Source organism: Opitutia bacterium ISCC 52 (genome assembly GCA_014529675.2).
Classification (GTDB): domain Bacteria; phylum Verrucomicrobiota; class Verrucomicrobiia; order Opitutales; family UBA2995; genus UBA2995.
Map to the genome: position 1 here is coordinate 107,968 of CP076040.1, position 25,709 is coordinate 133,676.

The 25,709-nt window shown below is 50.5% G+C and carries 17 protein-coding genes and 1 pseudogene; 5 read left to right on the forward strand and 13 right to left on the reverse strand.

What is annotated here, in order from left to right:
• Positions 1 to 27: 27 nt before the first annotated feature.
• The 5 genes from GA003_00440 to GA003_00460 form a co-directional block, all read right to left on the reverse strand.
• A complete protein-coding gene (locus tag GA003_00440; protein ID QXD28488.1) occupies positions 28 to 3,237 on the reverse strand; it encodes an efflux RND transporter permease subunit in 3,210 nt (1,069 codons plus the stop codon).
• A 64-nt stretch (positions 3,238 to 3,301) separates the two neighbouring features.
• Positions 3,302 to 4,735, reverse strand: a complete 1,434-nt coding sequence (locus GA003_00445) for a FecR family protein (protein ID QXD28489.1) — start codon at positions 4,733 to 4,735, stop codon at positions 3,302 to 3,304.
• 1 nt (position 4,736) lies between these two features.
• Positions 4,737 to 5,282 carry a sigma-70 family RNA polymerase sigma factor gene (locus GA003_00450; protein ID QXD28490.1) on the reverse strand — a complete coding sequence of 182 codons (546 nt, stop codon included), beginning with the start codon at positions 5,280 to 5,282 and terminating at the stop codon, positions 4,737 to 4,739.
• Between the two features lie 207 nt (positions 5,283 to 5,489).
• The gene (locus tag GA003_00455) at positions 5,490 to 7,541 is read right to left on the reverse strand and encodes a DUF1592 domain-containing protein (GenBank protein QXD30301.1); all 2,052 of its coding nucleotides are present in this window, start codon (positions 7,539 to 7,541) and stop codon (positions 5,490 to 5,492) included.
• A 174-nt stretch (positions 7,542 to 7,715) separates the two neighbouring features.
• Entirely contained in the window at positions 7,716 to 8,591 is an 876-nt protein-coding gene (locus tag GA003_00460) for a LysR family transcriptional regulator (GenBank protein ID QXD28491.1), read from the reverse strand.
• A gap of 91 nt (positions 8,592 to 8,682) precedes the next feature.
• On the opposite strand from GA003_00460, the gene GA003_00465 reads away from it, so the two are divergent.
• A complete protein-coding gene (locus GA003_00465) occupies positions 8,683 to 9,843 on the forward strand; it encodes a PLP-dependent aminotransferase family protein (protein QXD28492.1) in 1,161 nt (386 codons plus the stop codon).
• 432 nt (positions 9,844 to 10,275) lie between these two features.
• Here the strand turns inward: GA003_00465 and GA003_00470 are convergent, their stop codons facing one another.
• Both GA003_00470 and GA003_00475 read right to left on the reverse strand, forming a co-directional pair.
• Positions 10,276 to 11,553, reverse strand: a complete 1,278-nt coding sequence (locus GA003_00470) for an iron-containing alcohol dehydrogenase (GenBank protein QXD28493.1) — start codon at positions 11,551 to 11,553, stop codon at positions 10,276 to 10,278.
• An 11-nt stretch (positions 11,554 to 11,564) separates the two neighbouring features.
• The gene (locus tag GA003_00475) at positions 11,565 to 12,374 is read right to left on the reverse strand and encodes a helix-turn-helix domain-containing protein (protein ID QXD28494.1); all 810 of its coding nucleotides are present in this window, start codon (positions 12,372 to 12,374) and stop codon (positions 11,565 to 11,567) included.
• 118 nt (positions 12,375 to 12,492) lie between these two features.
• Between GA003_00475 and GA003_00480 the strand changes: the two genes are divergently transcribed.
• From GA003_00480 to GA003_00490, 3 genes are all read left to right on the forward strand, one after another.
• Positions 12,493 to 13,245, forward strand: coding sequence for an SDR family oxidoreductase (locus GA003_00480; GenBank protein QXD28495.1), 753 nt, complete (start codon positions 12,493 to 12,495; stop codon positions 13,243 to 13,245).
• A gap of 100 nt (positions 13,246 to 13,345) precedes the next feature.
• The gene (locus GA003_00485; GenBank protein QXD28496.1) at positions 13,346 to 14,761 is read left to right on the forward strand and encodes an aldehyde dehydrogenase family protein; all 1,416 of its coding nucleotides are present in this window, start codon (positions 13,346 to 13,348) and stop codon (positions 14,759 to 14,761) included.
• 7 nt (positions 14,762 to 14,768) lie between these two features.
• Positions 14,769 to 16,331 (forward strand): carboxylesterase family protein, encoded by a 1,563-nt coding sequence (locus tag GA003_00490; GenBank protein QXD28497.1) that lies wholly within the window; start codon positions 14,769 to 14,771, stop codon positions 16,329 to 16,331.
• Positions 16,332 to 16,337: 6 nt separating this feature from the next.
• Here the strand turns inward: GA003_00490 and GA003_00495 are convergent, their stop codons facing one another.
• From GA003_00495 to GA003_00510, 4 genes are all read right to left on the reverse strand, one after another.
• Positions 16,338 to 17,495: a peptidylprolyl isomerase gene (locus tag GA003_00495; protein QXD28498.1), complete on the reverse strand. Its 1,158-nt coding sequence runs from the start codon at positions 17,493 to 17,495 to the stop codon at positions 16,338 to 16,340.
• A gap of 241 nt (positions 17,496 to 17,736) precedes the next feature.
• A complete protein-coding gene (locus tag GA003_00500) occupies positions 17,737 to 19,482 on the reverse strand; it encodes an arylsulfatase (GenBank protein ID QXD28499.1) in 1,746 nt (581 codons plus the stop codon).
• A gap of 32 nt (positions 19,483 to 19,514) precedes the next feature.
• Positions 19,515 to 20,828: an MFS transporter gene (locus tag GA003_00505; protein ID QXD28500.1), complete on the reverse strand. Its 1,314-nt coding sequence runs from the start codon at positions 20,826 to 20,828 to the stop codon at positions 19,515 to 19,517.
• Positions 20,829 to 20,867: 39 nt separating this feature from the next.
• Positions 20,868 to 22,043 (reverse strand): mandelate racemase/muconate lactonizing enzyme family protein, encoded by a 1,176-nt coding sequence (locus GA003_00510; protein QXD28501.1) that lies wholly within the window; start codon positions 22,041 to 22,043, stop codon positions 20,868 to 20,870.
• A 151-nt stretch (positions 22,044 to 22,194) separates the two neighbouring features.
• Between GA003_00510 and GA003_00515 the strand changes: the two genes are divergently transcribed.
• Positions 22,195 to 22,911: a single-stranded DNA-binding protein gene (locus tag GA003_00515; protein ID QXD28502.1), complete on the forward strand. Its 717-nt coding sequence runs from the start codon at positions 22,195 to 22,197 to the stop codon at positions 22,909 to 22,911.
• 22 nt (positions 22,912 to 22,933) lie between these two features.
• Here GA003_00515 and GA003_00520 read toward each other — a convergent pair.
• Positions 22,934 to 24,021, reverse strand: a pseudogene (locus tag GA003_00520) (adenylyltransferase/cytidyltransferase family protein).
• Between the two features lie 63 nt (positions 24,022 to 24,084).
• Positions 24,085 to 25,698 (reverse strand): arylsulfatase, encoded by a 1,614-nt coding sequence (locus GA003_00525; GenBank protein QXD28503.1) that lies wholly within the window; start codon positions 25,696 to 25,698, stop codon positions 24,085 to 24,087.
• Between the last annotated feature and the right edge of the window lie 11 nt (positions 25,699 to 25,709).

Here is a 25,709-nt window from a genome sequence, read left to right on the forward strand (position 1 = left end):
ATTTTTTAGAAGAATCTTCGCCGAATTTCAAATGGCAGGTTCCGTTTCCTCTAGGTAAGAATTGTCCAAGCCGTAAAGGTGATAAAAGAATTGGCTCACGTCGTTGAAAATAAGGATCAGGACGGGGACAAGGATAAGGGTGATAAAGGTGGCGAAGACAATGCCCCAACCGAGGGATACCGCCATAGGAATCATCCAGACCGCTTGCGGGCTATCTTCAAACATGAGGGGAAGCAGCCCAAAGAACGTAGTCAAAGAGGTAAGCAGGATGGGCCGAAATCGTCGTTCCGCTGCTTGGCGGACAACCTTATTGATAGAGTGTCCTTTCTTCAATTGTTGGTTCATGAAGTCTACCAGTACCAGACTATCATTCACCACGACACCTGATAGAGCCATCATGCCCATAATCGAGGTAATTGTCAGGATGGGATTTCCTCCATTGAATCCAAAGATTCTTGCCATAATCCAATGTCCGGCAATGGCTCCGACCACGCCAAAGGGAATGGCTGACATTACAATCAATGGCTTGATATAGCTCTTCAACGGAATGGCCAAAAGGGCATAGATTACCGCGATTACAAAATAGATTCCTTGCTGCATGTCCTTATTGGCCTGGCGGATTCTTGCAGAGCGTCCGGAAGGCTCAAAGGTCATTCCAGGATATTTGGCCGCCGCCAGTTCTGGAAGAAACTCATTGAGAATTTCTTTTTCCATGGCGGCGACATCCAGTTTGTCAGGATCGCCGTTGGCGTTTACGTTGATGACACGCTTTCGATCCATACGTAGGATGGTGGGCAAACTTTTGTCGGACGATATGGAAGCCACGGTTTCAAACGGAACTTCCGTACCATTGGCAGTACGAATCATCATCGTGTTGAGAGAGGCGAGAGAACGCCGCTCCTTTTCCGGATAACGGACCATGACCTGGATTTCATCGCGCCCGCGTTGAATACGTTGAACTTCGGTACCGTAAAAAGCGGTACGCACCTGCTGGGCAAGGTTGGTTGCCGTTATACCGAGGTATTCTGCCTCCGGTTTCAGGTCCAGGTTGAACTGGTCGTTGGATCGTTCATAGGAATCCTCAATGTCATAAAGACCTTCAAAGGAGGCCAGTTTCTGTTGCAGGTCTACTGACGCCTCCTTGAGCTTACTTACATCGGGTAGAGCCAGGCTGAAACTCATAACTTCTGACTCATCCCTGGTATAGGAGAAACTGTAATTTTCTGCTTCCGGTATGGCCGGGGCGAGAGGCCGCAATTCGTTGACGAGATCCCGGCTGCTATAAGCCACATCCCGTATCTCCGAAGGAGTCAATTCAAGCAGAACTTCACCGAGCTCCGCTACGCCTGCGGCTGGCCCTCTGGTTTGGTAGCCTGCCGGTTGGAAGGGCATTCCTCCGGCAGTCGCAAACACATTCTTGATGACCGTCGTGCCGAAGCGCTCATTGACTTGCTTCTTCAGTTTCAATGCAGCTGCCTCAATGAGATTTACCTTTTGTTGAGTGACCTCAAAATTGGTCCCTGCGGGCATCAGGAGAAGGATGGTGGTGGTATCGCTGGGTGCGGACACGGAAGCCCGGTAAGCGATTCGATTTCCCAGGACCAGGCTTAGAAAGATGAGTAGCAATCCCGCGAATACGGAGAAGGTGAAATACCGATGCACTAACAGATAATTCAGAAACGGGCGGTACTGATTTTGGATAAAGTCCTCGAGCCCTGAGGAGATACTTTGTTGGAATCGTGTGAACGGCCCCGGTTTCTTTTTCTCGCTGGCCAAGCTCGCGGAATGTTTGAGGTGGGCAGGTAAAATCAGTTTGGATTCGATGAGTGAGAAAAAGAGTACCGGAATAACCACTACGGGTACACTTCCATAAATCGCTCCTCTAGTACCGGTCATTAAGAGAAGCGGAAGAAATGCGACCATGGTGGTAATCACACCAAAGATGACTGGAATCGAAACTTCATGAGTACCGTTGATGGCAGCGGAAAGAGGTGTGGCTCCTCTTTGCATATGCTGAAAGACATTCTCTCCTGTCACGATGGCATCGTCTACTACGATGCCCAGTGTAAGAATGAATGCGATCAAAGTACCAATGTTGAGAGTGACCCCCATCTGGGGCAGAATAAAAAAAGCTCCGCCAAACGCAATGGGTATGCCCAATGCAACCCAGAACGCCAAAATGGGTCGCAAAAATAACGACAAGATTCCCACCACCAGAACAAAGCCTAAAATAGCGCTATCCTTCAGCGTATTGAGCCGAATCTTTATTCGCTCCGAATCATCATCCCAAACGTCCAGCTTTATCCCTGGCGGGAGTTGATCTTGTTTGGCTTCGATGAAGGCTTTTATGGTATCACCGACCTCAATCACATTTTGGCTGCCGGCTCGATACACATCGATGGCGATGGCTTGCTTGCCATTATATTTGGATACGATGGGGATTTCGCTGAAGCCATCCTTGATATCCGCAATGTCCTGCAGCAGGATCTTGGTGCCATCGGATCTCGTCAGTACTGTAATCTTTGCAAAGTCCTCCTGATGGTAGGCTTGCTGATTGGTACGAAGAAGAATGCGGCCGGTTTCCGTCTTCACACTCCCGGCGGAGAGGTCGACGGAAGACCTGCGAATGGCCCGGGTGATCTGGTCGAAGCTCAGTCCATATTGCCGCAAGGTAGATTCTGAGACTTCTATAGCGATCTCGTAGGGTCGGACCGCTTTAAGAGTTACGATGGAAATATTTGGCAGATTCGAAATCTCGTCCCTCAACTGTTCGCCGAGAAGCTTGTTATCTTTTTCAGTGAGGTTTCCCGAGAGAACGATGGTGATGACTCTTTGAAGAACATTGCGGAGACTAATCTGTGGTCGCTCCGCTTCGGGTGGAAACGTTCGAATGGTGGAGACGCGGTTGGTGACTTCATCTAGTTTTTCGCTCAAGTTGTATCCGTCTTCAATTTCAAGCGTTACCGTCCCTCTGCCTGAGTTGGCTCGTGCGGTCAGCTCCTTAATCCCCTCAATATCAAACAGAGCTTCTTCAAGACGCGTCACAATAGCTTGTTCAACTTCCCCCGGCGTAGATCCCCGATAGGTGACCGACACATTGATCTCTCGAAACTCCCGGTCTGGGTACTCTTGCAGAATGATTTCGTTTCCACCCCAGATGCCTCCAGCTACAATACCAACCATAAGCAGGTTGGCGGCCACCCCGTTGCGGGTAAACCAGGAGATCAGTGAATGCATGGAGAAGAGTGGGTCGGTTCGGGAGTGCGGATTTATTTAGTGCGGCTTCGGCATTTGGACATACTTACTGTTCCGGAGCCAGAAGTTCGAGGCCTGAAATCATTAAGTTGGCTTCCTGAGAATCGGTGGAGCACCACCATTGTAACAATTCTTTTCCGGCAGGATTGCTACTGCGAAGGCTCTTCCCCCAGAATTGAAACGCGGAGATCGGTATCTCCAGTTCAAATGGTCCCGTGACGTTTTTTTCAACATAGTATCTCCCTCCACTCGGAAGGCCAGAATCCAGGGCACAGAACCCAACCATGATCTGTGTAGGTGTTTGCACTTCTCCTTTTATTATAAACCGCGCACCTTCGGCTAAATAGGTCGGACCGGCTTGGCTTAGTAGGACTGAAAGGGATGCCATATACGTCAATCCTGCTCTGGTAGCTGGATCCCGTTTCACGCGTGTGGCGTACAGGCGACCACTGTCTTCCAAAAGATCAGTCGCTCGAGATTCCAGAAATCGACGTGCTTCCTCCTCTGTCATTTCTCCTTTGTCTCTTGCTTCCCGAACTTCCTCCCGTAGCGCATGCATTTCTGGCTTCCACCGTCCGCCAGTGACGTCTTTGGGGAGGTTGGATTTCCAAAACACCACCGGTCGCGTCTGAGGTATCACGGTTAACGAATCATTTGTTTCGGTAGTACTTAAAACATGATGCATAGCGGGAACGTCGACTTGGGTTCCGTCTGCGCTGCGAGTGAGTCGCACGAGACCATTCTTTACCAGGAGGTTGGTCTGCGAGTGGTTGACCAGTACTTTGAAGAGCGTGCCGAGGACTTTCAGATCTGCTTCTGGTGTATGAACCACCAGAGGATGTTCTTGGGGTTGTCGGTTGGCAAAAATCCAGGCGTTACCATAGCGCAAACGAAGTATCTTTTGTGGGTTTGCAGTTATGGAAATTGAGGTTTTACCCCAAACCCGAATCCAAGTGCCGTCGTGAAACGTTAGTTTCGCCATCCCGTCAGGAGCAAGAGACTCCAGAGTACCGCTGGTGAAACTTTGTCCTTCTTCCAAGGTCCCGATTACCAGTCCATTTGGGTCGATCCATTGAAAGCTTCCTTCGACTTCGGTTAGCTCAGCGATCACCGGTTCTTGAGTAGATTGAAAAAAGAAAAGGCTGGTTACCAGAAGCGCAAAAACAGCCGCCACGGCGATCATCCATGGCAGTACGCTCGTTTTCTTTCTTAGTCGTTTTCCGGAATGGATGAGCGTATGAACGCCCGTAACAAAAGGATCGTTCTCAATGCGCTCTTGCAGAGAATTTAGAAACGACTCGGGTGCCTTGAGTTCATCTTCAGAGAGTGCGATCAACTCGCTCAATTCTAATTGGTTTCTGATTTCATCGAGACGCGCAGGATCCTCCTCAACCAGTTGGATGAGCTCCGCCTGCTCCTCCGTAGTCAGCTCGTCATCGACCAGGCGGCCGAGTAGTTCTTCAAATCGGTCGTGGTTCATATCAGCTTTCTATAGCTAGTTGTCGTTTTATACAGAGACGAAGTTGGCGTCGTATCCGCAGCAGCATCTGACGAATGTTGGCCGAAGTCTTTTCCGTTTGCTCCGCGATTTCGGAAGCGTTCAGACCATCCCGGTAACGGTACTCGACGACAGTGCGGTTAAGCTGGTTGAGCTTCGATATACACGTTTTCAATATTTCCATCGGCAAGTGGTCCCAGTTCGCCAGTTCCCCTTTCGCTTCGGACAAGATCATTTTAGCCAGGTCGGTGTTCAGGATACGCTGCCTTCGAGACTGCTTGCGGATTTCGTTACGGACGATGTTGGCGGCAATGCCCCGCACCCACTTGCCGAAATCTCTGGTTTGATCGAAGGATTCCCAGTCGAGATAGGCTTTTAAAAAAGCCTCCTGTGCAATGTCATCCACCCAGTCTGCGTCCACTCCCAACGTACGCACGAATGCCCGTACCCGTATGTGGTGCTCAAGAACCAGTGATTCGAACTGATTGGAATGTTTGGAGGGTGAGTCCATGTAGCGGAGTATGGTCACTCACTGGCTTAAGTGTGACAAATATTTCTTCGTTATATCCCTTTACGCCGCGGTTGCGGCTCTCAAATCAGTTTATCCACCCTGCTGGTTCGACACAGCTTGGAATCGTTTAGGAAGGTGACCCTGCTCTTTAAGGTGAACAGACCGGATGATTGGCGTATCCATCTGTGAACGTCACGCCCTTTTCGGCGATGGAATTCCACCTGATTAATTGATGTCGGCCACTTCCGGATGGGTCGACTTGAGGTGAAAGGATTCACTGAGAACGACTTCCTTGATCAGGTCTTTTAAGCGGTAGTCGTCTTTGGCGATAGATTCAACGATCTGGTTGATGGAGGCGGTGTCGGCGACACCGGTTTCACGGCCAAGAGAGAAGGATAGCATGTGCGTGGCAAAGGCGCGTGCGAAGCGATCTTTCTCAGCAAGGATAGCGTCTTTGAATTCTACAATGTTCTTAAAGGGGTGCTTGTTGAAGAGCGTGCCGCGTGAGTCGACCTGCCGACCATTTTCATAGAGGTCCCGCCAGACGCCGGTGGCTCCATAATTCTCCAGGGCAAAGCCGAGTGGATCGATGCGCATGTGGCAACCGGCGCAGTCTTCGCGTTCCCGGTGCATGGCGAACTGCTCGCGCAAGGTGAGGTGCTCCATGTTTGGCTTCTCCGAGGTTTCTTCCAGGGGTGGCACATCGGCCGGAGGTGGTTCCGGTGGATCGTTAAAAATGACCGAGGCAATCCAGGAGCCGCGGGTGATGGGTTGGGTCCTTGTCGGATTGGAAGTCATGGTCATGACAGCCGCGTTGGTGATGACGCCTCCTTCACGACGATCCAACAACGGTATCCGTTTAAAAGGTACGGCGGTTGGAATTTTACGGCTGGTCAGTGGGCCTCCGGTATACCATTGATCCAACAGATCACTGCGGTAAGTGAAATCCGAATCAATCAGTTGAAGGATAGATCGGTTCTCAATGAGGACGGATTCAAAAAGAAGGAGCGGTTCCAACATCATGTGAATACTGACGCGGAACTTAGCGAAGTAGAAGTCGGGGAATTTATCCGGATCAGGTACCGAGGAAATAATACGCTCCAGTTGAAGCCATTGAGAGGGAAAACTATCGCTGAAGCGTTTCAATTTCTTGTCCAGGAGCATGCGGTCGACTTGTTGCTCCAAGATTTTGGGCTCCTTTAAATGTCCGATCGCCGCCAGGTCGAGCAGCTCATCATCCGGAATACTCCCCCATAAGAAAAAGGACAGGCGCGAGGCTAATTCGTAGTCATCGATGCGCTCGGACTCATTCTCCGAACTGGCCCGATCGTAGAGATAAAGAAAGCGCGGCGAGGCGAGCACGGCGGAAGCCACTTCCTTCATGCAATCGGTGAACCCTGTCCCCGAGTCCATTTGGGCCACGGCGTAACTGGCATACCGATCCAGCACTGTGCTCGACACCGGTTGGCGAAAGGCACGGCTGAGGAATGTGCTCAGACGTTTCCTTATTTCCACAGCTGTATCACTGTCTACCGGTTCGGCAAAAAACTCATCCCAGATACCGCAGTTCTTTTCATTGAAGTCATGGCTCTCCACAATCGAACGGCTGAGCTGCAAAAAAGACTCGAGCAGTAGCGGGGACAAGGACAAGTGGTCGGCCCGGTTGTCGAATCCATGTTCGGCACGGAGGTCCTGGGGAAAGGGGGCCACTCCGGCCAGGCGTTTACCGATAAGCTGTGATTTACCCAAGGGTCGGCTACCGGCCTTCAGCTCATCTGGCATGACGCCCGAGGCGGGATCAAAGTAGTTGCTGTGGTCCCGCATCATACGCTCGGGCAGGGCAAACACATCAACCTTGAGATCAAAGAGGTCCTGCACCGCATTATTGTACTGAAAGCGATTCATTCGCCGGATGGGTGTAGCAGGAAACTCTTTGTTCGTCGCGACGGCGGTCTCGAGCAGGGCGTTGAGGTAGGAGAGAAGTTCCGTGCGAATAGCATCTTCCAGCGGCTCCTCTTCCTCCGGTGGCATTTCCTCGAAGTCCAGCACATCGATCATGTCCTGCAGCAATTCGGGCTGATGAATCAGGTCGCTGGCCGAGTGGAGCTTGGTCAGGTCCACGTCCCCTTTGATCTTTTCCTTGGCTCCGTGACATTTCGCACAGCTTTGTTCGAAGACGGGTTGAACGAGGTCTTTAAAGATTTCTTCGCTGGCTTGTAATGAAGCCGAGCAAACAGCGATAAATCCAATCAACGCTGAAAGGCGAAATGGATGGATGGCAAAGCACACTGGAGTCTGAAGTTTCAATGGGGTAGGTCCTTGGAGTAGGCTTTGAGTTTCTCCCAGTTTAGATGGTTCCTTCAATCCTTTTTTAAACTGAAGCACATAGCACAAGCAGATGTTCAGATTTATGAAGGCGTTGGGTTGATCCGCCCCCCAAAAAAGTAGTGATCACAGCTGTTTCCTGAATGCCTGCAGGGCGTCATTCTCTTTACTCACTTTGCAGATGAAGACCTGCTCCAGTTTGGCGTCTTCGGCTTTGAGCTTGATGGAAACCAGCGATGGGTCGGTGACCCCCAGGGCTGAGTTGGGCAGTATGGAAAAACCGCTGCCGGCTATGACCATAGCGAGGATGGCGGGCACTCCATTGGTTTCGCTGCCGATGGTGGAAAGCTTGCGGTTGAAGATGCGGGTAAGCTTTTCGCGATAGGCGGGAGCGAACACTTCGGATAAGGTAACCAGGTTTTCTTCGGAAAGCTCGACCGGTAGCAAGGAACGTTTGTGAGATAGCGGATGCTCTTTGGGCAGGATGACGCGAAGGTCCTCTGTTTTCCAGGGCACAATCTGCAGTCCGCGGATGGCACGCTTGGGTCGGACTCCGAGAAAGGCTCCATCCAGGCGACCGGCCTCCAGCTCTTCCAGCAGGCGGGCAGGGGAGAGATCAGACAAGGCGAGCTGGGTGTCAGGGTGTTTCTGCCGGAATTGCTTAAACAGTTTCAGCAGTTGTTCCTCCATCAATGCCCCCACGAAACCAATGCGCAGGCGCTTGGGTTCTCCTCTAGCCGCTCGGCGGGCGGCCTCCCTGGCGCGGTTAAGAATGGTGGGAATTTGATAGGACTCATTGAGGAAGAGCTCGCCAGCCCGGGTGAGACGGATGCGCTTTCCTTCTCGATGAAAGAGCTTCGCGCCGATGGCTGACTCCAGCTCCTGAATGTGACGGCTGAGAGGTGGTTGCGAGATATTCAGGCGCTTGGCCGCGTTGGTGAAATGGAAATCGCGGCAGACTTCGAGAAAGCACTCCAACTGTTTCAGGGAAATATCAATCATATTATAAAAGTATCAATATAAGATTTAGATAGCATTAGTGTATTTAAGCAATCTCTGTTATTCTTGAAGCATAACGAACTCAGCACTTACCATGTACGCCTCAAGAATCAGTCGCCTAACGGGCTCCGTTGCCCGTGAAATCCTATCCCACGCAAATAAGAAGGACATGTTGTCCTTTGCTGGAGGTTTGCCGGCCACCGAGGCCTTTGAGGGTTTGGAGATGCCGGATGAGAAAGGTTCCAGCTTTCAGTATGGAGCATCCGAAGGGGAGCAGTCGTTGCGTGAACTCTTTGCCAATCGCTTTCAAGCCAAAGGCATTGAGTGTGGCTTTGAGCAGGTATTAATAACCTCCGGGGCCCAGCAGGGAGTCGACTTGGTGAGCAAGCTGTTTATTGAGCCGGGTATTCGTGTTGGCATTGAGAAGCCCACTTACCTGGCGGCCATTCAATCGTTCGCTCTGTTCGGTGCAGCGTTTGACACCTTTTCTCTCGAACCTGATGGCCCCAACTTGGAGGAATTCGAACAGGTCCTGCAAAAGGGCGAAGTTCGATTCATTTATCTCTGTCCCAGTTTTCAAAATCCGTCGGGAATTTGCTACTCATTGGAAAAGCGGAAAGCGGTGGCGGCCTTATTGGATAAGTACGAGGTAACGCTTATCGAAGACGACCCCTATGGCGAACTGAACTATACGGACGCTTGCACGGTTCCTATCTGTTCGTTTCTGAAGAAGGCCAAGTGGATTCAATTCAACACCGTATCCAAAATCCTGGCACCGGGATTACGGTTAGGTTGCCTGGTTTGTTCTCCAGAATTTTTCCCTTACCTCTTAAAACTGAAACAGGCTGCTGATTTGCATTCGAATCGTTTTTCACAAGCAGTCGTTCATCAATGGTTGTCGAATGAGGAGATGATGAGCCAGCGAACTCAACAGCTGCGATCCCTCTACTATGAGAAGCAGCGGTTGATGGCTCAGTCGTTGGATAAATATTTCAAAGATATTGCCGAATGGAATACTCCTGAGGGAGGCCTGTTCTTTTGGTTGCGATTGAAAGAGGAGATGGATGCCCGTGACTTGCTGGGTCGTACCTTGGAGAAAGGTGTGGCCTTTATGCCTGGTGGACCGTTCTTTCCGACGGAGAAAGAAGGAGCAGCATACATACGTTTGAATTTTAGTAACCCACCGAGTGAGCGTATAGAAGAAGGATTGAAGGTATTGGCTGAGCAGGTGAAACAAACAGCGGTGGTAGCTTAGGAGAGATTGATTAAGGTAGGGACGCATCGCCGAGGCGTCCGTTGTTGGGGTCTCCCATAACGTAATATATTACCAGAAAAAGTTGGTGATGAGTTGTTTTTGCCCTCCTTTTTTGCCCCAAAAAACAGTGCTCTTAGGTCTGGAGAATTACTTACAGCAATGAATTTCTTGAACAGAAGATAACGAAGGAAACAAAGAACAGAAATTTCGAACCTTCCGTTATCGCGTTATGCTGGTGTCACTTCGTTCGAAACTCACGTACGTTCGTTGAGGTGTCGCCTCTGGCTTCGGTAGTTTCCTTCTGTTAAAAATGCGTCACATCAGACTTCGGCTCGTGTTGGTGTCCTCACTATGTTCCTCGAAACGGCGATCGAGCCCTACCTTTAAAGTGAAATAAAGTAGGAGTAGGAGGAAGAGTAAGAATGGGTTGGTCTACCAGTAACGCAGTGCGTCTTGAAACAGGGCAGTCAGGTCTGACTCGGTAGCTGCTTTGGGAGAAAGCTTGGTCACCCGATGTTGTGGCAGTGTGCCTTCTACCAGCTTTGGAATATCTGCTTCCGAATAGCCGACTGCCTCCAGCCCATTGGGCATGTTCAGGGCTTTCATGAATTCAATGATTCGTTGGGCCAATGCTTCTCCGATGTCAGAATCTGAAACGCCATCTACCTTTGCTGCCAGGGCTATAGCTGCCTGGCGGTGACGTTTGGGGTTGGTCGAAGCGGTGAATCGAAACACCGCGGGTGCATTGAGGATGACCGACATGCCATGGGGAACGAGTGGGTGGTCGGTGTTGAATCCCTCGGGCACAAATTCCCGAACGTGACTCGAGACCGGGTAGGACATGCCGTGAGGCAGGTGAACCCCGGCATTGCCAAAACCTACGCCTGCTATACCCGCGGCCAGGTGCATACGTCCTCGAGCTTCAATGTCGTTGGAATCCTGATACGCGCGGATCAAATACTGGTCGACCATTCGAAGGGCTTCGAGCGACCACAAATCGCTGATGGGGTTTGAGCCCTGGTAAGCGGGACGGAGGATGGGTCGCTCGGGTCGTGGGCGTTCCTGAAAGTGGATGGCGGTGTAAGATTCGATGGCGTGGCTGAGGACATCCAAGCCGGTAGATGCTACGATCGTGGCAGGAAGGCTGCTCAGGTTCTTCGGATCAATCAGCCCCAGAGTTGGCTTAAGCTGCCTGTGGGCAATGCCCGTCTTGGCATGAATGGAACTGAGGTCGAAAATTGATACGCCTGTTGTTTCGCTTCCTGTTCCACAGGTCGTTGGAATCGCATACAAGGGTTTCACAGGTCCTGGCACCGGCTTTCCTTTACCAATGGGTGCGTTTACGTAGTCGAGTAGATCCGCAGGATAAGTCGTGTAGAGATTGACTGCCTTGGCGGTATCAATAACCGAGCCGCCACCAACGGCGACAATGCAATCAAATGCTTGTTCTTCGGCAAAGCGAATGGCGTGCAGAAAGGATTGGTCATTCGGCTCCACACGAACCTGCTTATACAGCTGGTAGGAGATCTTACTGGTTTTCAGGGAGGCGAGTGTGTTTTCGACCGGTGGAAGTTTTGCGAGGTTTTCATCGGTGATGACCAGGGCTGTTTGGTGCCCTGCATCACTCAAATCCATACCAATCTCTGCGGTGATGCCTTCACCGAAGCGAATGTTCGATGTCGCCATCTCAAATGCGGTATCATTTTTCATGGGGTCTTTCTTCAACAGATGAGTTGTGAGCCCAATTCTTTGGAGGCAGTCCTTAGAGTAGGCAAGATTTCTGTTTCCATTGCTCGCTTGGAGGTTTGCATGGCTTGGACTCCGACTGTCATGGCAGCGATAACTCGTTGATTTTGATTCCGCACCGAGACGGAAACAGAGCGAAGTCCGATCTCCAACTCTTGATTGACCAACGAGTACCCACTGTAGCGGGATTCTCGAATAACTTCCAAGAGATCATTGATTTCGGTCTTGGTGTACTCGGTGCGTTTGACCCGGTCCATGGCTTTGAGTCTGCTGAGAATATCTTCATCGTCATAGTCTGCCAACAAGACTCTCCCCAATGAGGAGCAGTAGGCGGGTAAGCGACTTCCTATGCCCAGTGTTAAATCTATTACTTTCTTCGCGGCTGAGCGGGCCACATAAACGACTTCGTTCTCATCCAAGACGGCGAGGGAACAAGATTCACCGGTGGCATCCTTTACACGATCCAAGAATTCCTGAGCTTGAGTGGTGAGAGGTGATGCTGAGAAGTAAGTCTGGCTCAACGAAATGACTTTGGGTTCCAGATGAAATCCATCCGCGGATTTGCGGACATAGCCCAACTGCTCCAGGGTATAGAGACAGCGGCGAACCACTGCACGGGAGAGTCCTGTTCGTTCGCTGAGATGGGTCATCTTTAATCCGGTAGCATTGTCTGAAAATGCGCTCAATACGGCCAATCCCCGGGCCAATGAGTTCATGAAATTGGGATCCCCTTTGCGAAACAGTATGGAAGCTTGGTTCTTTTGATCTATGGGAGTTGACGTCATTTTATGCAATTGAAACGATGTTCTTTCTTCGAACAAATGTTCGAAGAAAGAACATTTAGGTCAACGCAAGAGTGTTGCCCGATCTCCAAACAAGCGGATAGGTTTTAAGTATCTTACTATGAGCGAGCAGATGAAGCGTGTGGCGTTAATTACAGGAAGTGGTTCTGGCGTAGGTCGAGCATGTGCAGTGCGATTTGCGAAATTGGGCTTTGATCTAGTGGTTAACTACTTGGGTAGTGAGGATGAAGCCCAAGAGACTCGTCGATTAGCCGAGATTCATGGGGCGGAGGTGCTGTTAGCGAATTGTGACGTTAGTCAAAATGAGGAGGTGGTGGAAATGCTCCGAAAAGTGGAGGATCATTTTGGCCGACTCGATTTGGTCGTTAACTCGGCAGGCACGACTCACTTTATCGACCACACAGATTTGGACGCTATGGACGAGGCCAAGTGGGATTCGATCCTGGCGGTGAATACCAAAGGTCCGTTTTTTGTGATTCGTGCGGCGATACCCTTGCTACAGCAATCGGGAAATGCAGCCGTGGTGAATATTTCATCCGCTGCTGCTTTGTCGGGCTCCGGGTCGTCCATTGCCTATTGTGCCAGTAAAGGTGCCTTAAATACGATGACCAAGTCTTTAGCAAAAGCCTTTGCTCCACAGATACGTATCAACGCTGTTTGTCCAGGCCCCATTGACAGTACCTGGCTACGTCAAGGCATGACTGAGAAAGAGATCGATGAGCGTGTTTCGGTGATTCCCATTCCCGAGCTCATTCAGCCGAACGATGTCGCGGACACCGTGGTCTACCTCGCACTCGAATCCTCCAAATCAACCGGGCAGATTCTTGTGTTGGATGGTGGGAGAACGATGTGAGACATGAATTTTTGAAAGGCCCAGATCTTCTCTTTGTCTTGTTTCCATGGGATGTCCTTGATTGAGTGAATCGGTTGTAATCTGAAAACAAAATGACGCTATGAAGTTTTTTCTTAATGGAAGTTGGCAGGACCGCGATGAGGTTCTCGAAGTAATTAATCCTTACGATGGTTCGTTGATTGATACGGTGCCGAAGGCTTCCCCAGACGATGTGAATACGGCGATTGCTGCGGCGCTTGAGGGAGCCAAGGTGATGGAGGCTTTAACTGGCTATGACCGCTTTTTAATTCTTCGGAAAACGGCCGACTTGATGCGTGAGCGTCAGGAAGCCCTTGCCCAGGTTCTCAGCTCAGAGGAGGGAAAGGCGATTGCTGAAGGAAGACTCGAAGTGGATCGGGCCGCCCAGACGATCGAGTTGAGCGGTGAGGAAGCGAAGCGCCTGTCGGGAGAGATCCTACCACTGGATGGCGGCAAAGATGTTAGAAACAAACTGGGCTTCACCTTACGTGTTCCTTGTGGCGTTGTCGCGGCGGTTACCCCTTTTAATTTCCCGCTCAATCTGGTTTGTCACAAGGTCGGTCCCGCGCTGGCAGCCGGCAACGCGGTGGTGCTTAAACCAGCTAGTGACACTCCGCTCATTTCTCTGAAGCTCGTCGAGATTTTGCTTGAGGCTGGGATGCCACCCCTTGCGCTATCCTGTATTACTGGAAGTGGTCGCACGGTTGGCGAAGGTATTTGTTCAGACCCTCGGGTGCGGAAGATTTCATTCACGGGAAGTAAAGAGGTTGGCGCACATATTTGCTCAGTGGCTGGAATCAAAAAAGTAACAATGGAGTTGGGCTCCAATTGCCCCATGATCGTATTGCCCGATGCCGACATGGACTTGGTCGCTCAGCAAACAGTGGCTTCCGGATTCGCAAATGCCGGGCAGGTTTGTATATCGGCACAACGCTTATTGGTGGTCGATTCGGTGCACGACGATTTTATGAATGCGGTACTTCCCAAGGTAGAAGGGCTTATTGCAGGCAACCAACTCGACGAAGGCTCCAATGTGGGTCCTATGGTGCGTGAGTCGGACGCGGTTCGGGTTGAAAGTTGGATCCAGGAAGCTGGAGCTGCAGGTGCCCGTGTTCTGGCGGGTGGCCAACGAAATGGAGCCATCGTGCAACCTGCAATTGTGGATGGTGTCACATCGGATATGCGCATTTCTCGGGAAGAACTATTTGGGCCTGCTGTGGGCGTTCAGCGAGTGAAGGATGTGGATGAGGCCATTCGTTTGGCCAACGATTCTGAGTTTGGGTTGAGCGCCAGCATATTTACGCAGGACATTGATGCTGCAGTTCGCTTTGCACGTGAAGTGCGTAGCGGAAACATTCACATAAACTGGGGTCCTATGTGGCGGACCGATTCCATGCCCTATGGCGGGTTGAAGGATAGTGGTCTCGGTCGCGAAGGTCCCAAGTATGCCGTTGAAGAAATGACAGAAATGAAGTCAGTCGTGATTCATTCTAAGTAAGCAACTTATGAAGCGTTGGGTATTACTTCTATTTTTGGTTCCGACCATTTGTTTCGGTGTACGCGGAAAGCCGGTACAGACAAAAGAAGGTATCTTGTCTGGGTTCGTTCTGGACCAGGAGACGGGGTTGGAAGTATTTCGAGGCGTTCGTTATGCAGAGCCGCCGGTTAAAAATCTGCGTTGGCGTGCCCCCTTGCCGGTTAAAGAATGGCAGGGTTTAAAAATGTGCCAGTTGTTTTCTCCCATTGCTCCTCAGAATGTGGGAAACGGTGTGAGCGAGCACCAGAGCGAAGACTGTTTGTTTCTTAATATTTGGACGACTAAAACAAATCAGCCCGAAGCTAAACTACCTGTCATGGTGTGGATTCATGGCGGAGGATTAAATAGAGGGTGGGGACATAAGGCATTTTACGACGGGAGTTCCTTTGCGGAGCGAGAGGTTGTCCTGGTTTCAATCAATTATCGTTTGGGAGCGTTAGGTTTTCTGGCTCATCCCGGCCTATCGGCAGAGACAGGCTATGGGGTATCTGGCAACTATGGGATTCTAGATCAGATAGAAGCTCTACGATGGGTTCAGCGAAACATAAAGGCCTTCGGCGGAGATCCCGACAATGTGACGATCTTTGGTGAATCAGCAGGAGGGACGAGCGTCTCAGTGCTTTGCTCCTCGCCATTGGCGAGTGGATTGTTCCACAAAGCCATTATTCAAAGCCCTTGGATGTTTGGCTATATTGACAATATGGCTGAATCGAATTTTGCAAATCTGAAGCAGCCCGTAGCAAAGCTACCAAGTGCAGAAGAGTTAGGAGTTGAGTGGGCCAGTAAGCACACCACAGATACAGGGCCTGAAGGTATAGCCATTCTAAGAGCGTTGCCATTTAGCGAGGTCGTAAAAACGGTTGGCTACTACCGGACCCGACCGACGATTGATGGCTGGTTATTACCCGATCACCCAGAGCATATTTTCAGCAAAGGGGAGCAAGCAGATATCCCGGTCATCATTGGCACAACCAAAGACGAGGGGAACTATTTCTCCGGCTTTGTGAACTTTGAGACACGTTCTGCATTTGCGAAAAAGCTTCAGGGGTTTTATGGGTCGCGAGCGTCAGACGTGCTCGCTCTTTATCCAGCAGAAACGAAACAGGAGTTGAAGGCTGCCGGGAGTGAGTTTGTGACGGATGCCTGGTTTGTACAGCCGGCCCGGAAACTTTTGGATGGCATGGCCCCGTTATCTTCTCCCGTTTATCAGTATCAATTTTCGAGAGGATATCCCAACAATCCAAAGCTAGGAGCTCCTCATGCTATCGAACTTCGCTACGTGTTTAACACCATCAAGGAACCTGAGAGCAATCCGGATAGCCAGCGTTTGTCGGACCAGGTGACTGATTATTGGGCGCAATTTTCCAAGACAGGAAATCCAAACCTTAAGGGACTCCCCAACTGGCCAGAATACACAGCGAAGGAAAAGATATACTTGGATTTGGATGTGGAAATCACCACCGGAGCAGACCTTAAGAAAGAGGCCAGCGATGTTCTGGATAAGGCAACGGTTGGGATTTATCTCCCGTAGGCGTTATCAGCCGTCATCCTCAACTACCGTAATCCGCCAGTAGCGCGGGACGAGGTTGAGTCCAAAGGGATTAGGTCGCAGAGTAATGGTCGCTAAGTCCCCGTTCGTTTGATACGCAATCACTCCCGGGCCAGATTGACCTTGGCTGGAATCCCAGATCTGTTGCCAGTTTTCTAAATCGATAGAAGATTCGACTCGTACATCGGTCACTACATTTTTGCGAAGTGAGAACCGGAAGTTACCATTGCCCAAGGCTTCTGAACGTGAATCCGGGTGAGTTGGATTCAGGGGATCAGTTAGGAGAACGTATTCAAGTAAGTTTATCCACCCATCCTTGTCCGGATCGTTGTTTGCCAGGGCATCTTCCGGATCTGAAAAACTGTTAGCGGCCTGCCAATCTTCAAACGATTGCACGTTGGATAGGACATTGACCGCAAAAGTGGTTTCACGTTTCGCGCCATCCAGGTCGGTGGCTTCAACAGTGATGGTTGCTTCTCCCGCATTGTATGTTGAAGGAGTCAAAGTGAGCTCCCCTTCATCATTGACAGACACGGTCACCAGGTCGGTATCGCTTGAAGTGGCGGAGAATTGCAGGGGTTCGATGAGCGAGGCATTGGTTTCCACAAAGTCCGTTCTTAGGGGGTCGTCCGGGAAAGGATCCCGGGACAATGGGAGATTTGCAAAGGCACCGCCGTAATTATAATTAGGGATGTCTGCAATCTCGTCAGCGATAGTCATGCCGTTTCCCAAGACTTTGGCGAAGGCTGTGAAACCGCCATTCTGGAAGTCTAGATTGGAGGCATTGTTCGACAGATTGATGAACCAACCACTCGTGGCAGAGTTAGGGGCATCTGCCAGCTTGGCCATCGCAACTGTCCCGCGAGTATTGCTAACTACAGGCTCGTTTTGAACAGAACTAAAGGCTGGTACTCTAGGGTAGGTGGAATCTTCGCCAAACCGGTAGCCACCACCCTGTATTATAAATTCAGGTACGGATCTATGAATGAAATTGCCATCAAAACGACCGGCCTCGATGTAGTCGACAAAGTTTTGCGCTGTCTTTGGGGTGTCATCCCAAAACAATGCCAGGTAGATCGGTTCAGTTTTCCCTTTATAGGTCATATCCAACTGAACAGCTGGAGAAGCGACATCGGGATCGGACATTTACTCCGTGAGGTCAATATCCAGGGTTGGCCCGTCTTGATCCAGCATTTGGTCCGGCAAAGGCGTGGTTATGGCTGGTCCCTGATTTTGTCCTGACGCATACTGCGATAAAACCAGGCCAAAAATTGCCAGTGTACAAACTCGAAAAATGGTAAATTTACTCCAAATCATCCCTGTAAATATAAGTGTCCTATTCAACAGACCCTCTCTGTCGAATAATTATTCCTCCCTTTGTTGATTCCTACTTAGATTTCTTAACTGCAGGATTGGCAAACCAAGAACGAAATGGAACGACACCACGTTCATGGGCCCACTGTTCCCATTGGTGCATCATAAAAGCTGCTCGATTTCGTTCCTCCCTGGAAAGGTCATTCATCTCAGTACGGTCTTTCTCCATATCATAAAGCTCCCAGGCACTGGTGGGGCCTTTGGATACGAGTTTCCACTTGCCGTCGCGAATGGCGCGGTTGCCTTCGTGTTCAAAGAAGAGCGGTTTTCCGCGCTCCAAAGGAATACCGGTGAAGGACGGGCGCAGTGATATTCCTTCTAGTGGGATCAGTTTATGTCCATCGGTGTAATCCGGATAGTTGGTGCCTGATAAGTCGATGGCCGTGGCCATGAGATCCACCAAGTGGGCGGGTGAATCATAAAGCGGGCCCTCTTTGGTTTTCCGGAATCCTTGTCCTTCCCCTGAGATTCCCTTTGGCCAATGAACAATCAGAGGCGTACTTATGCCGCCTTCGTGAGAATAGTGTTTGTATTCCTTGAACGGCGTGTTGGAAACATTGGCCCAATTTTCGCCGTAACCGATTTCTGTTTCAGGAGGTCCCGGCATCACCCCTTCACCTCGGCGCAGCGGATAACCGTCGCGGGACTGGGGAGGAATCATTTCTGTTTGAAGCTCGTCTTTACCCATGGGAGGTAGCGTCGGAGCCGAAGGGCGTTCAAGGGGTCCAACACGTTGATTTCGACCAAAGGTTTCTGCACAACCTCCATTGTCCTGAAGGAATAGGATTAGCGTATTTTCATACTGCCCGGTGGCTTTCAAAGAATCCACGATTCGGCCAATCGAGCGATCCATGGAATCGATCATGGCAGCATAGACTTCCATGAGGGCGCTTTCCCACACTTTGTTATTCACGGATCCCCAATCGCCCACTTGAGGTGACACTTCCCAATCGTCTGGGAGGAGCTTCAACTCTTTCATTCGCTTTACCCGCGCCTGTCGGGTAGGAGTGTAGCCGTCATCATAGGCCCCTTCGTAAAGTGCAATATCTTCTGGAAGCGCGTGCATCGGCCAATGTGCAGCCGTGTAAGGTATGTAAGCAAAGAAAGGCCGGGTGGAATGGTTCTCCGCATGATCCTCGAAATATTTGATAGCATTGTCCGCTATTGCGTTGGTGTAGTACCACGTTCCGTCCGGGGAGTATTCGGGATCATTTTCAGGTGTGATGTATTCATTGTCCCGTGTAAGTCCGTTGGGATCAAACAATGAACCGGCCCCGTGAATGGTGCCGAAGAATTTATCAAAACCACGCTGGAGTGGCCAGTTACTCTTATCGGGATTCTCTTCTTTGAAGAGATAAGGAGTCACGTGCCATTTGCCACTCATGTAAGTGCGGTAGCCAGCCGGTTGAAGCGCCTCAGCTATGGTCAGACAGTTTTGATTCAAATCTCCCTGGTAAGTGGGCAATCCGTAATCGCTCATCATATGGCCGATTCCGGTCTGATGCGCGTAGAGCCCAGTCAGCAACGACGCACGAGTAGGGCAGCAACGGCTGGTGTTGTAAAACTGGGTGTAGCGAATGCCGTCCTTGGCCAGCTTGTCCAGATTGGGCGTATTGATTTCACCGCCATAACAGCCGATGTCCGAGTAGCCCATATCATCGGACATGATGATGATTATGTTGGGGCGTTCCGCCGCAAAGAGCGAAGAGTGAAGAGCAAAGAGGGCAAGAAGAAGGCAGAGAATTGGTCTTATATGCATGGGAGATGTGGAATAATTTAAAAGGATATAGATCAACGTTCGGGTAGTTCGATGCGTTCAACCTTCCCAACCAGGAAGAAGTAGCTGCAGAAGCCAATGATGGAAACGACTCCGATATAGATAAGGGCACTATCAAAATTCCCATCCTTGGCGAGGAATCCGATCACAATGGGAAGGCTGATGCCGGCCAGGTTACCGATGAAATTGAAGACTCCACCAACCAGTCCCATACAACGAATGGGCGCGATGGAAGAAATGAATACCCAGGCGATGGACGCCAGACCGTTACCGAAGAGAGCAATGGTCATAAATACAATGACCATACCCGTACTGTCGGTGTAATTGGCCCCAATGATGGAAGAACCGATGACCATACCGCATAGCACAGGGATTTTTCGTGAGGTTCCGGGGGAGACTCCTTTTTTAACCAGAAGGTCAGAGATGTATCCAGAAAGAAGTACTCCTGCAAAAGCTCCCAAAGGTGGAATCATAGTCCAATACCCCATCGATTCCAGCGTGAGTCCACGGGTGTCTTTTAAGTAGGAAGGGAACCAGGTGAGAAAGAAAACGAACAAGGAGCCGAGGCAAAATTGTCCGATGTAAACACCCCAAAGTTTTTTGTGCTTAAATGCTTCTGCGAAATCCGCCCAATTAAACTTGGTTTTTTCTGCCTCCGGATCATCCGTTACGCCATCGTTAATCAGCCCTCCTCCGGCTTCAATGTAGTCGAGCTCGTCCTGACTCACTGACGGGTGATCTTTGGGATCTCGATAGATCGCATACATGATGAATGCTCCCACTATGCTGATCGCACCGGTGATGATGAAGAGCCCGCGCCACGAAACGGTATTCATCAGAAAAACGAAGATAGGAGGCATTAATGCCAGAACCAGAAACTGGGCTGATGTATAGGTGGCAATTGCGGTTGCTCGCTCATCCGTAGGAAACCAGCGGGTGACCATCTTGTTATGAGCAGGGTAGGAGGGAGCCTGAAACACCCCGAGAGACAATCGAAGTCCGATGAGTGCAAATAGTGAATTTGCAAAGCCAGTAAGTACGGTCGTGCAGGACCAGAAGAACATGATCACTGCGTAGAATTTACGAGTGCGAAATACATCTACGAGTGCCCCTCCAGGAATTTGTAGCCACCCGTAAGTCCAACTAAAAGCTGAAAACACCAAGCCCATTTTGACTGCATCCAGGCCGAGGTCGTCCCGCATGGTCGTCCCAGCAATAGAGATGTTGGTGCGGTTCATGTAATTGATCCACACACAGCCAAATAACATGGCCAGGACGATGAACCTTTTGGGAATTCCCGAGGAAGATTGGGGAGAAGAATCAGGCATGGAGGTGGTGTGTGGGTGTTACATATATTCTTGGACGAATTACCAGTTTTGGTAACTGCCATCCGAGCGCCAGAGACGGGGTGGCTCCCAGAGTTTGACGGACATTTCTTTTAGAACCTCTTCATCGACTTCAACGCCAAGGCCGGGGGCTGTAGGTGAGGAGTAGGCGTTGCCTTCGAGTTGTAGGCGTTCTGTGAATACATCAACATCAGTCACTGGAATTTTCTCTACGGGTGACTCCCGAGATTCGAGATGTGAAAAATTAGGGATGGCCGCAGCAAGGTGCACGGAGGCTGCCGTGCAGATCGGACCCAGTGGATTGTGTAAAAGCAGGTCGATGTAGTTGGCCTCGGCCATGGCTGCTACTTTGAGCGACTCGGTCAAACCACCCACATTGCAAACATCCACTCGAGCATACTGAAGGATGTTGCGCTCAATGTACGGCTTGAACTGCCACTTACTGGAAAACTCCTCACCAATGGCGAAGGGGACATCCGTCATTTTACGGAGCGCTTCGTAGGCTTCGGGTGATTCATCTCGAATAGGCTCCTCGATGTAGTCTAACGCCCCGGACGGTAGACGCTGAAGGAAGGTGGCGCTTTCCGGTACTGAGAGGCGATGATGGGCATCACTGCCGATCATGAGTTTTGGGCCTCCTGCTTCGCGGCAGCTCAAGATGGCCTGAGTTGAGATTTCAATGCCTTCGCGAGTGTCAAATATAGTACCCTCTTTGCCTTCATAATCGGCACCTTGAGGGCCAACGATGTTTACGCGGCAGGAAGTCCAACCAGCATCGACCAGTTTTCGCGTTAAGTCTGCATACTGGTCCAAGGGAGTATCTCCCGGATAGCTGGCAAAACACTCCACACGGTCGCGACAAGCGCCACCGAGCAACTGGTAGACAGGGACGCCTAAGGTTTTCCCCACCAAATCATACAGGGCAATATCGATGGCTGAAATGGCTGCAGTGAGAACACGTCCGCCTTCGAAGTATTGGCTTCGATACATTTCCTGCCAGTGGCCTCCTATTTGCCTCGGATCTTTTCCAATGAGAAATTCCCGGTAGTGTTTCACCGCACCTTCGACAGCGAGTTCTCGACCGGATAATCCTGATTCCCCCCAACCATACTGTCCATTGTCTGCCTCGATTTTGACAAGTAATTGGTTTCGGAAGCCTATCCAGGCAACATAGGGTGTAACTGAGGTAATTTTCATAAATGATGAGATCTAAGACGACATACCAAGCGTTTCCCATGCAATGGTGGCTGACAACTTTTATTTCGTAGTAGGAGATTTTGAAACAGGGCCCATGGGCGCCAAATGGCGCTTGCCGTGTAAGGGGGGGATTGGCTGAATGAGAGTCTTTATGGCAATTGCTACTCAACTTATTTCCGCTGCTGCACAACTCCGTGATCTGGTGGACCCATTGACTTTTTCTGCACCGGTTACCCATGTTTACAATCCTTTGGTTTACGCCTGGGAACCGCATGAGCGCTATCTGTCGGAGTTTGGCTATTCTACGAAGAAGGTCGTTTTTCTGGGGATGAATCCCGGACCCTTTGGAATGGCGCAGACGGGGGTGCCTTTTGGTGAAATACCAGCTGTCCAGGACTGGATGAAAATCGAGGCTCCTGTGGGCAAACCTACTACTGAAAACGTGAAGCGGCCCATTGATGGATTTGGTTGTAAGCGATCTGAGGTATCAGGGCGTCGACTCTGGGGGCTCATGGCGGATCGTTTTGGCTCAGCTGAAAACTTTTTCAAGAATCACATGGTGCTTAATTATTGTCCGCTTGTCTTCATGGAGGAATCGGGACGCAACGTTACTCCCGATAAAATTCTGGCTGCTGAAAAACAACCGCTCAACGAAGCGTGTGATGCTCACCTGCGTGAAGTGATTCGCATCCTGGAACCGGAATGGTGCATCGGTGTCGGCGCCTACGCCAAACAATGCTTTGAGCGTGTAGTTCCCAATCACCCGAAGATCGGAACGATCCTTCATCCATCCCCTGCATCTCCTGCTGCGAACCGTGGTTGGCCGGTCAGGCCCGCTGAACAGCTTGAAGCGTTGGGGGTTTGGTAGACCTGAAGTGCTTATTCCCAGGCTAGGTGATAGGCCGTAAGTAAGGTTCTATGCTCAATGCCTCTTCGTTGTTTGCCACAAAGGCATCCCGTTTTTCTGTCTCTTCAAAGAGATAAAGCGCATAGCCGCCGAATCCACCGCCGCAGTATTTATGGGCCAGCATGCCTTCCGCGCCTGGAAGAGGTTCCATACCCTCCTTAAGCTGCATCTGGTAGTAGTGCATTGTTCCTTCAGCCAGTTTGTGGATGGCCTGATTCTCCACGCCTTCAGCAGCGATATTACTGGCCTCGACGATCATATCGTAGTCACGGTCTCCTTCACTTAAACTTGGAGTGTCGTGATCGATACCGGTGTAGTAAACCGCCATGAGACCTTTCAATAGGGAACCGTCGCGTTTAAGATAAAGATCGGGTCGTTGGCGCTGCGCCAGATGCAGAGTCCCGTTTCACGAATGATGGCTGGGTCTTGCCAACCCACGCCTAAGGCAATCTCTCTGTCCACGCCACTTTTGCCATTGAGTAATGCCCAGGCACCGCTACCACCGAGGCCCGAGCGTTGCTTGTAGCTCCAATCGCGTAAGGATACCATGGGAGTGATTGCGCAATTGATAATGAATCCACCTTCTCGAGCGTGTCTTGGTACATCCAACCACCCTCCAGCGAAATCGACACGAAGGGGGGCCTGGTCCGGAGCTTTGATCCACTTGACGATGCCACTACTGGATACCGCCTCAAATTGAGGAGGCGTCTTGGGTAATTTTAGGTAAGTGGCTCCAATTTCTTCGCAGAGTGCTTTTTTGATGTCTGCGTATTGATCGTCTACAGTGACTGCCAAGATATCGGGTTTTACGTTTCTGAAGTGATCCTGGAAATCGAGTCCTACCTCGTGATTATCTCCAATGACCACGTCATCCACTATCTCCAGGGCAGCAATGAGCCCTTTCTTGTGAGTCTCGGGAATAGATGAGCGCCGTTCCTTGTGAAGCCAAAGAATTTCATCGGATGCAAAGCAAACGGTCAGGTGATCGCCTAATGCCTTGGCCTCATGGAAAAACTGAACATGGGCAGCGTGAATGATATCATAGCAGCCAGAGACGAAAATTCTCTTCATACAAGTGGATTAAGATCAAACGAAAGAATGCTAAGACCTTTTTACTACCTGGGACAAACTTTGTTATTTTATTAACTGATCGCGAATCGATTGAGGAAGCCTTTGGTGGATATTGATCTGTTTATCGTTCAGCAAATCCGGCCCTGGAGTGCTGCGACCGCGTTGGATCTGATCTTTTAGAAGGGAGACCATTTTTTGAACCCGTTCTGAGTTTTGGGCCGCGAGGTTGTTGTCCTCATGGGGATCATTTTTCAGATTAAACAACTGAACAAAGGGGGCACCTTGGAAATCTTCTCGTGTGGGCTTGCCTTCAAATTCTGTCAAGGCCTCTGCCCAAGCGACTTCAGGAGCAGGTGTGTTGCCCCATATTCCTCTCGCTCCACTCCCGGGTGCGAGACAGAGCTTCCAGTCACCGTCTCGGATGACGTATGACTCCATCGCGGATTGCATAATCAAATGTTGGCGCCGGGTACCCGTATTGTGGTTACGCAGGATGCTGGCAAAACTGACTGAATCGGGACCTTCTGTTTCCTCGAGCTTGTATTCTGCAATTTCCGCAAATGTGGCCATCAAATCGTTGAGGCCCACCAGGGCGTCTGATTGAGTGTCCCCTTGGATGACCTTTGGCCAGTGAGCAATGAGTGGGACATGAAGGCCGCCTTCATACACGGAAAACTTATAACCTCGATGTGGCCCATTGGAGTGATGACCGGCAGCTTCAAGTTCATGGATCTGTCCGGGGGTAGCGGCCAGGGTGTTTCCTGCATAGGAAGCGGGACCGTGATCAGATGAAAAGAGTACCAAGGTATTTTCATACAGTCCCTGTTGTTTCAATGCGGTGATAACACGTTCTACCGCATGATCCACCTCCATGACAAAATCGCCATACACACCCAGCTTACTTTTCCCACGCCAATTGACGCCGGGGCTGGTTGGGGTGTGGGGAGCTGTAAGCGCAAGAAATAGGAAGAAAGGATCGTTCCTCTTTTGATTGGCTATGTAGGCATCGGCTTCGTCAAAGAAGGTTTCCAGTACTTCGTGGTCTTCGAAATCTTTCTCCGCATCGCCGACTCGATTGAAAGCACTCCATCCTTTTTGTGCGGTGATCTCTCCTTGCCATACACTATTCCTGGCGTAGGCGTACGGATACATATCCAATGAACCTGGAAGAATGAAACTGTAATCGAAGCCAAACTGAGGAGGCCCTACCTTCAGCGGTTTTGAGTAGTCGACATTGGTCTCGCCTTGGGTCTTCCCGTCTTTGGTCGTCATCAAGGTTCCCAAGTGCCACTTTCCAATGTAACCGGTTTTGTAACCGGCTTCCTGAAACATATCACCCAAGGTGTGACGCTTCGTTGGATCAATCTTCAAGCCGGTAAACCCCCACGCGCCTCCTCGTTGATACTGTTGGTTTCTCCAAGGGTAGCGGCCAGTCATAATTGCCAAGCGAGTGGGGCCGCAGACGGAAGCGTTCACATGAGCGTCCGTAAATAGGAGACCGCCCTCGGCGAGTTTGTCGATGTTGGGCGTTTCAATTAGGCAACGATCCCCACCGTAAATCTTCATGTCGCCGATGCCTAAGTCGTCCGCGAGTATGAAGACGATGTTGGGGCGATCGGCCCCCAGTGAAAGAAAGGATAAAAGGAATAGGACTAAGGTAGTTATTTTAAGCTTCATGGGGTAAAGGG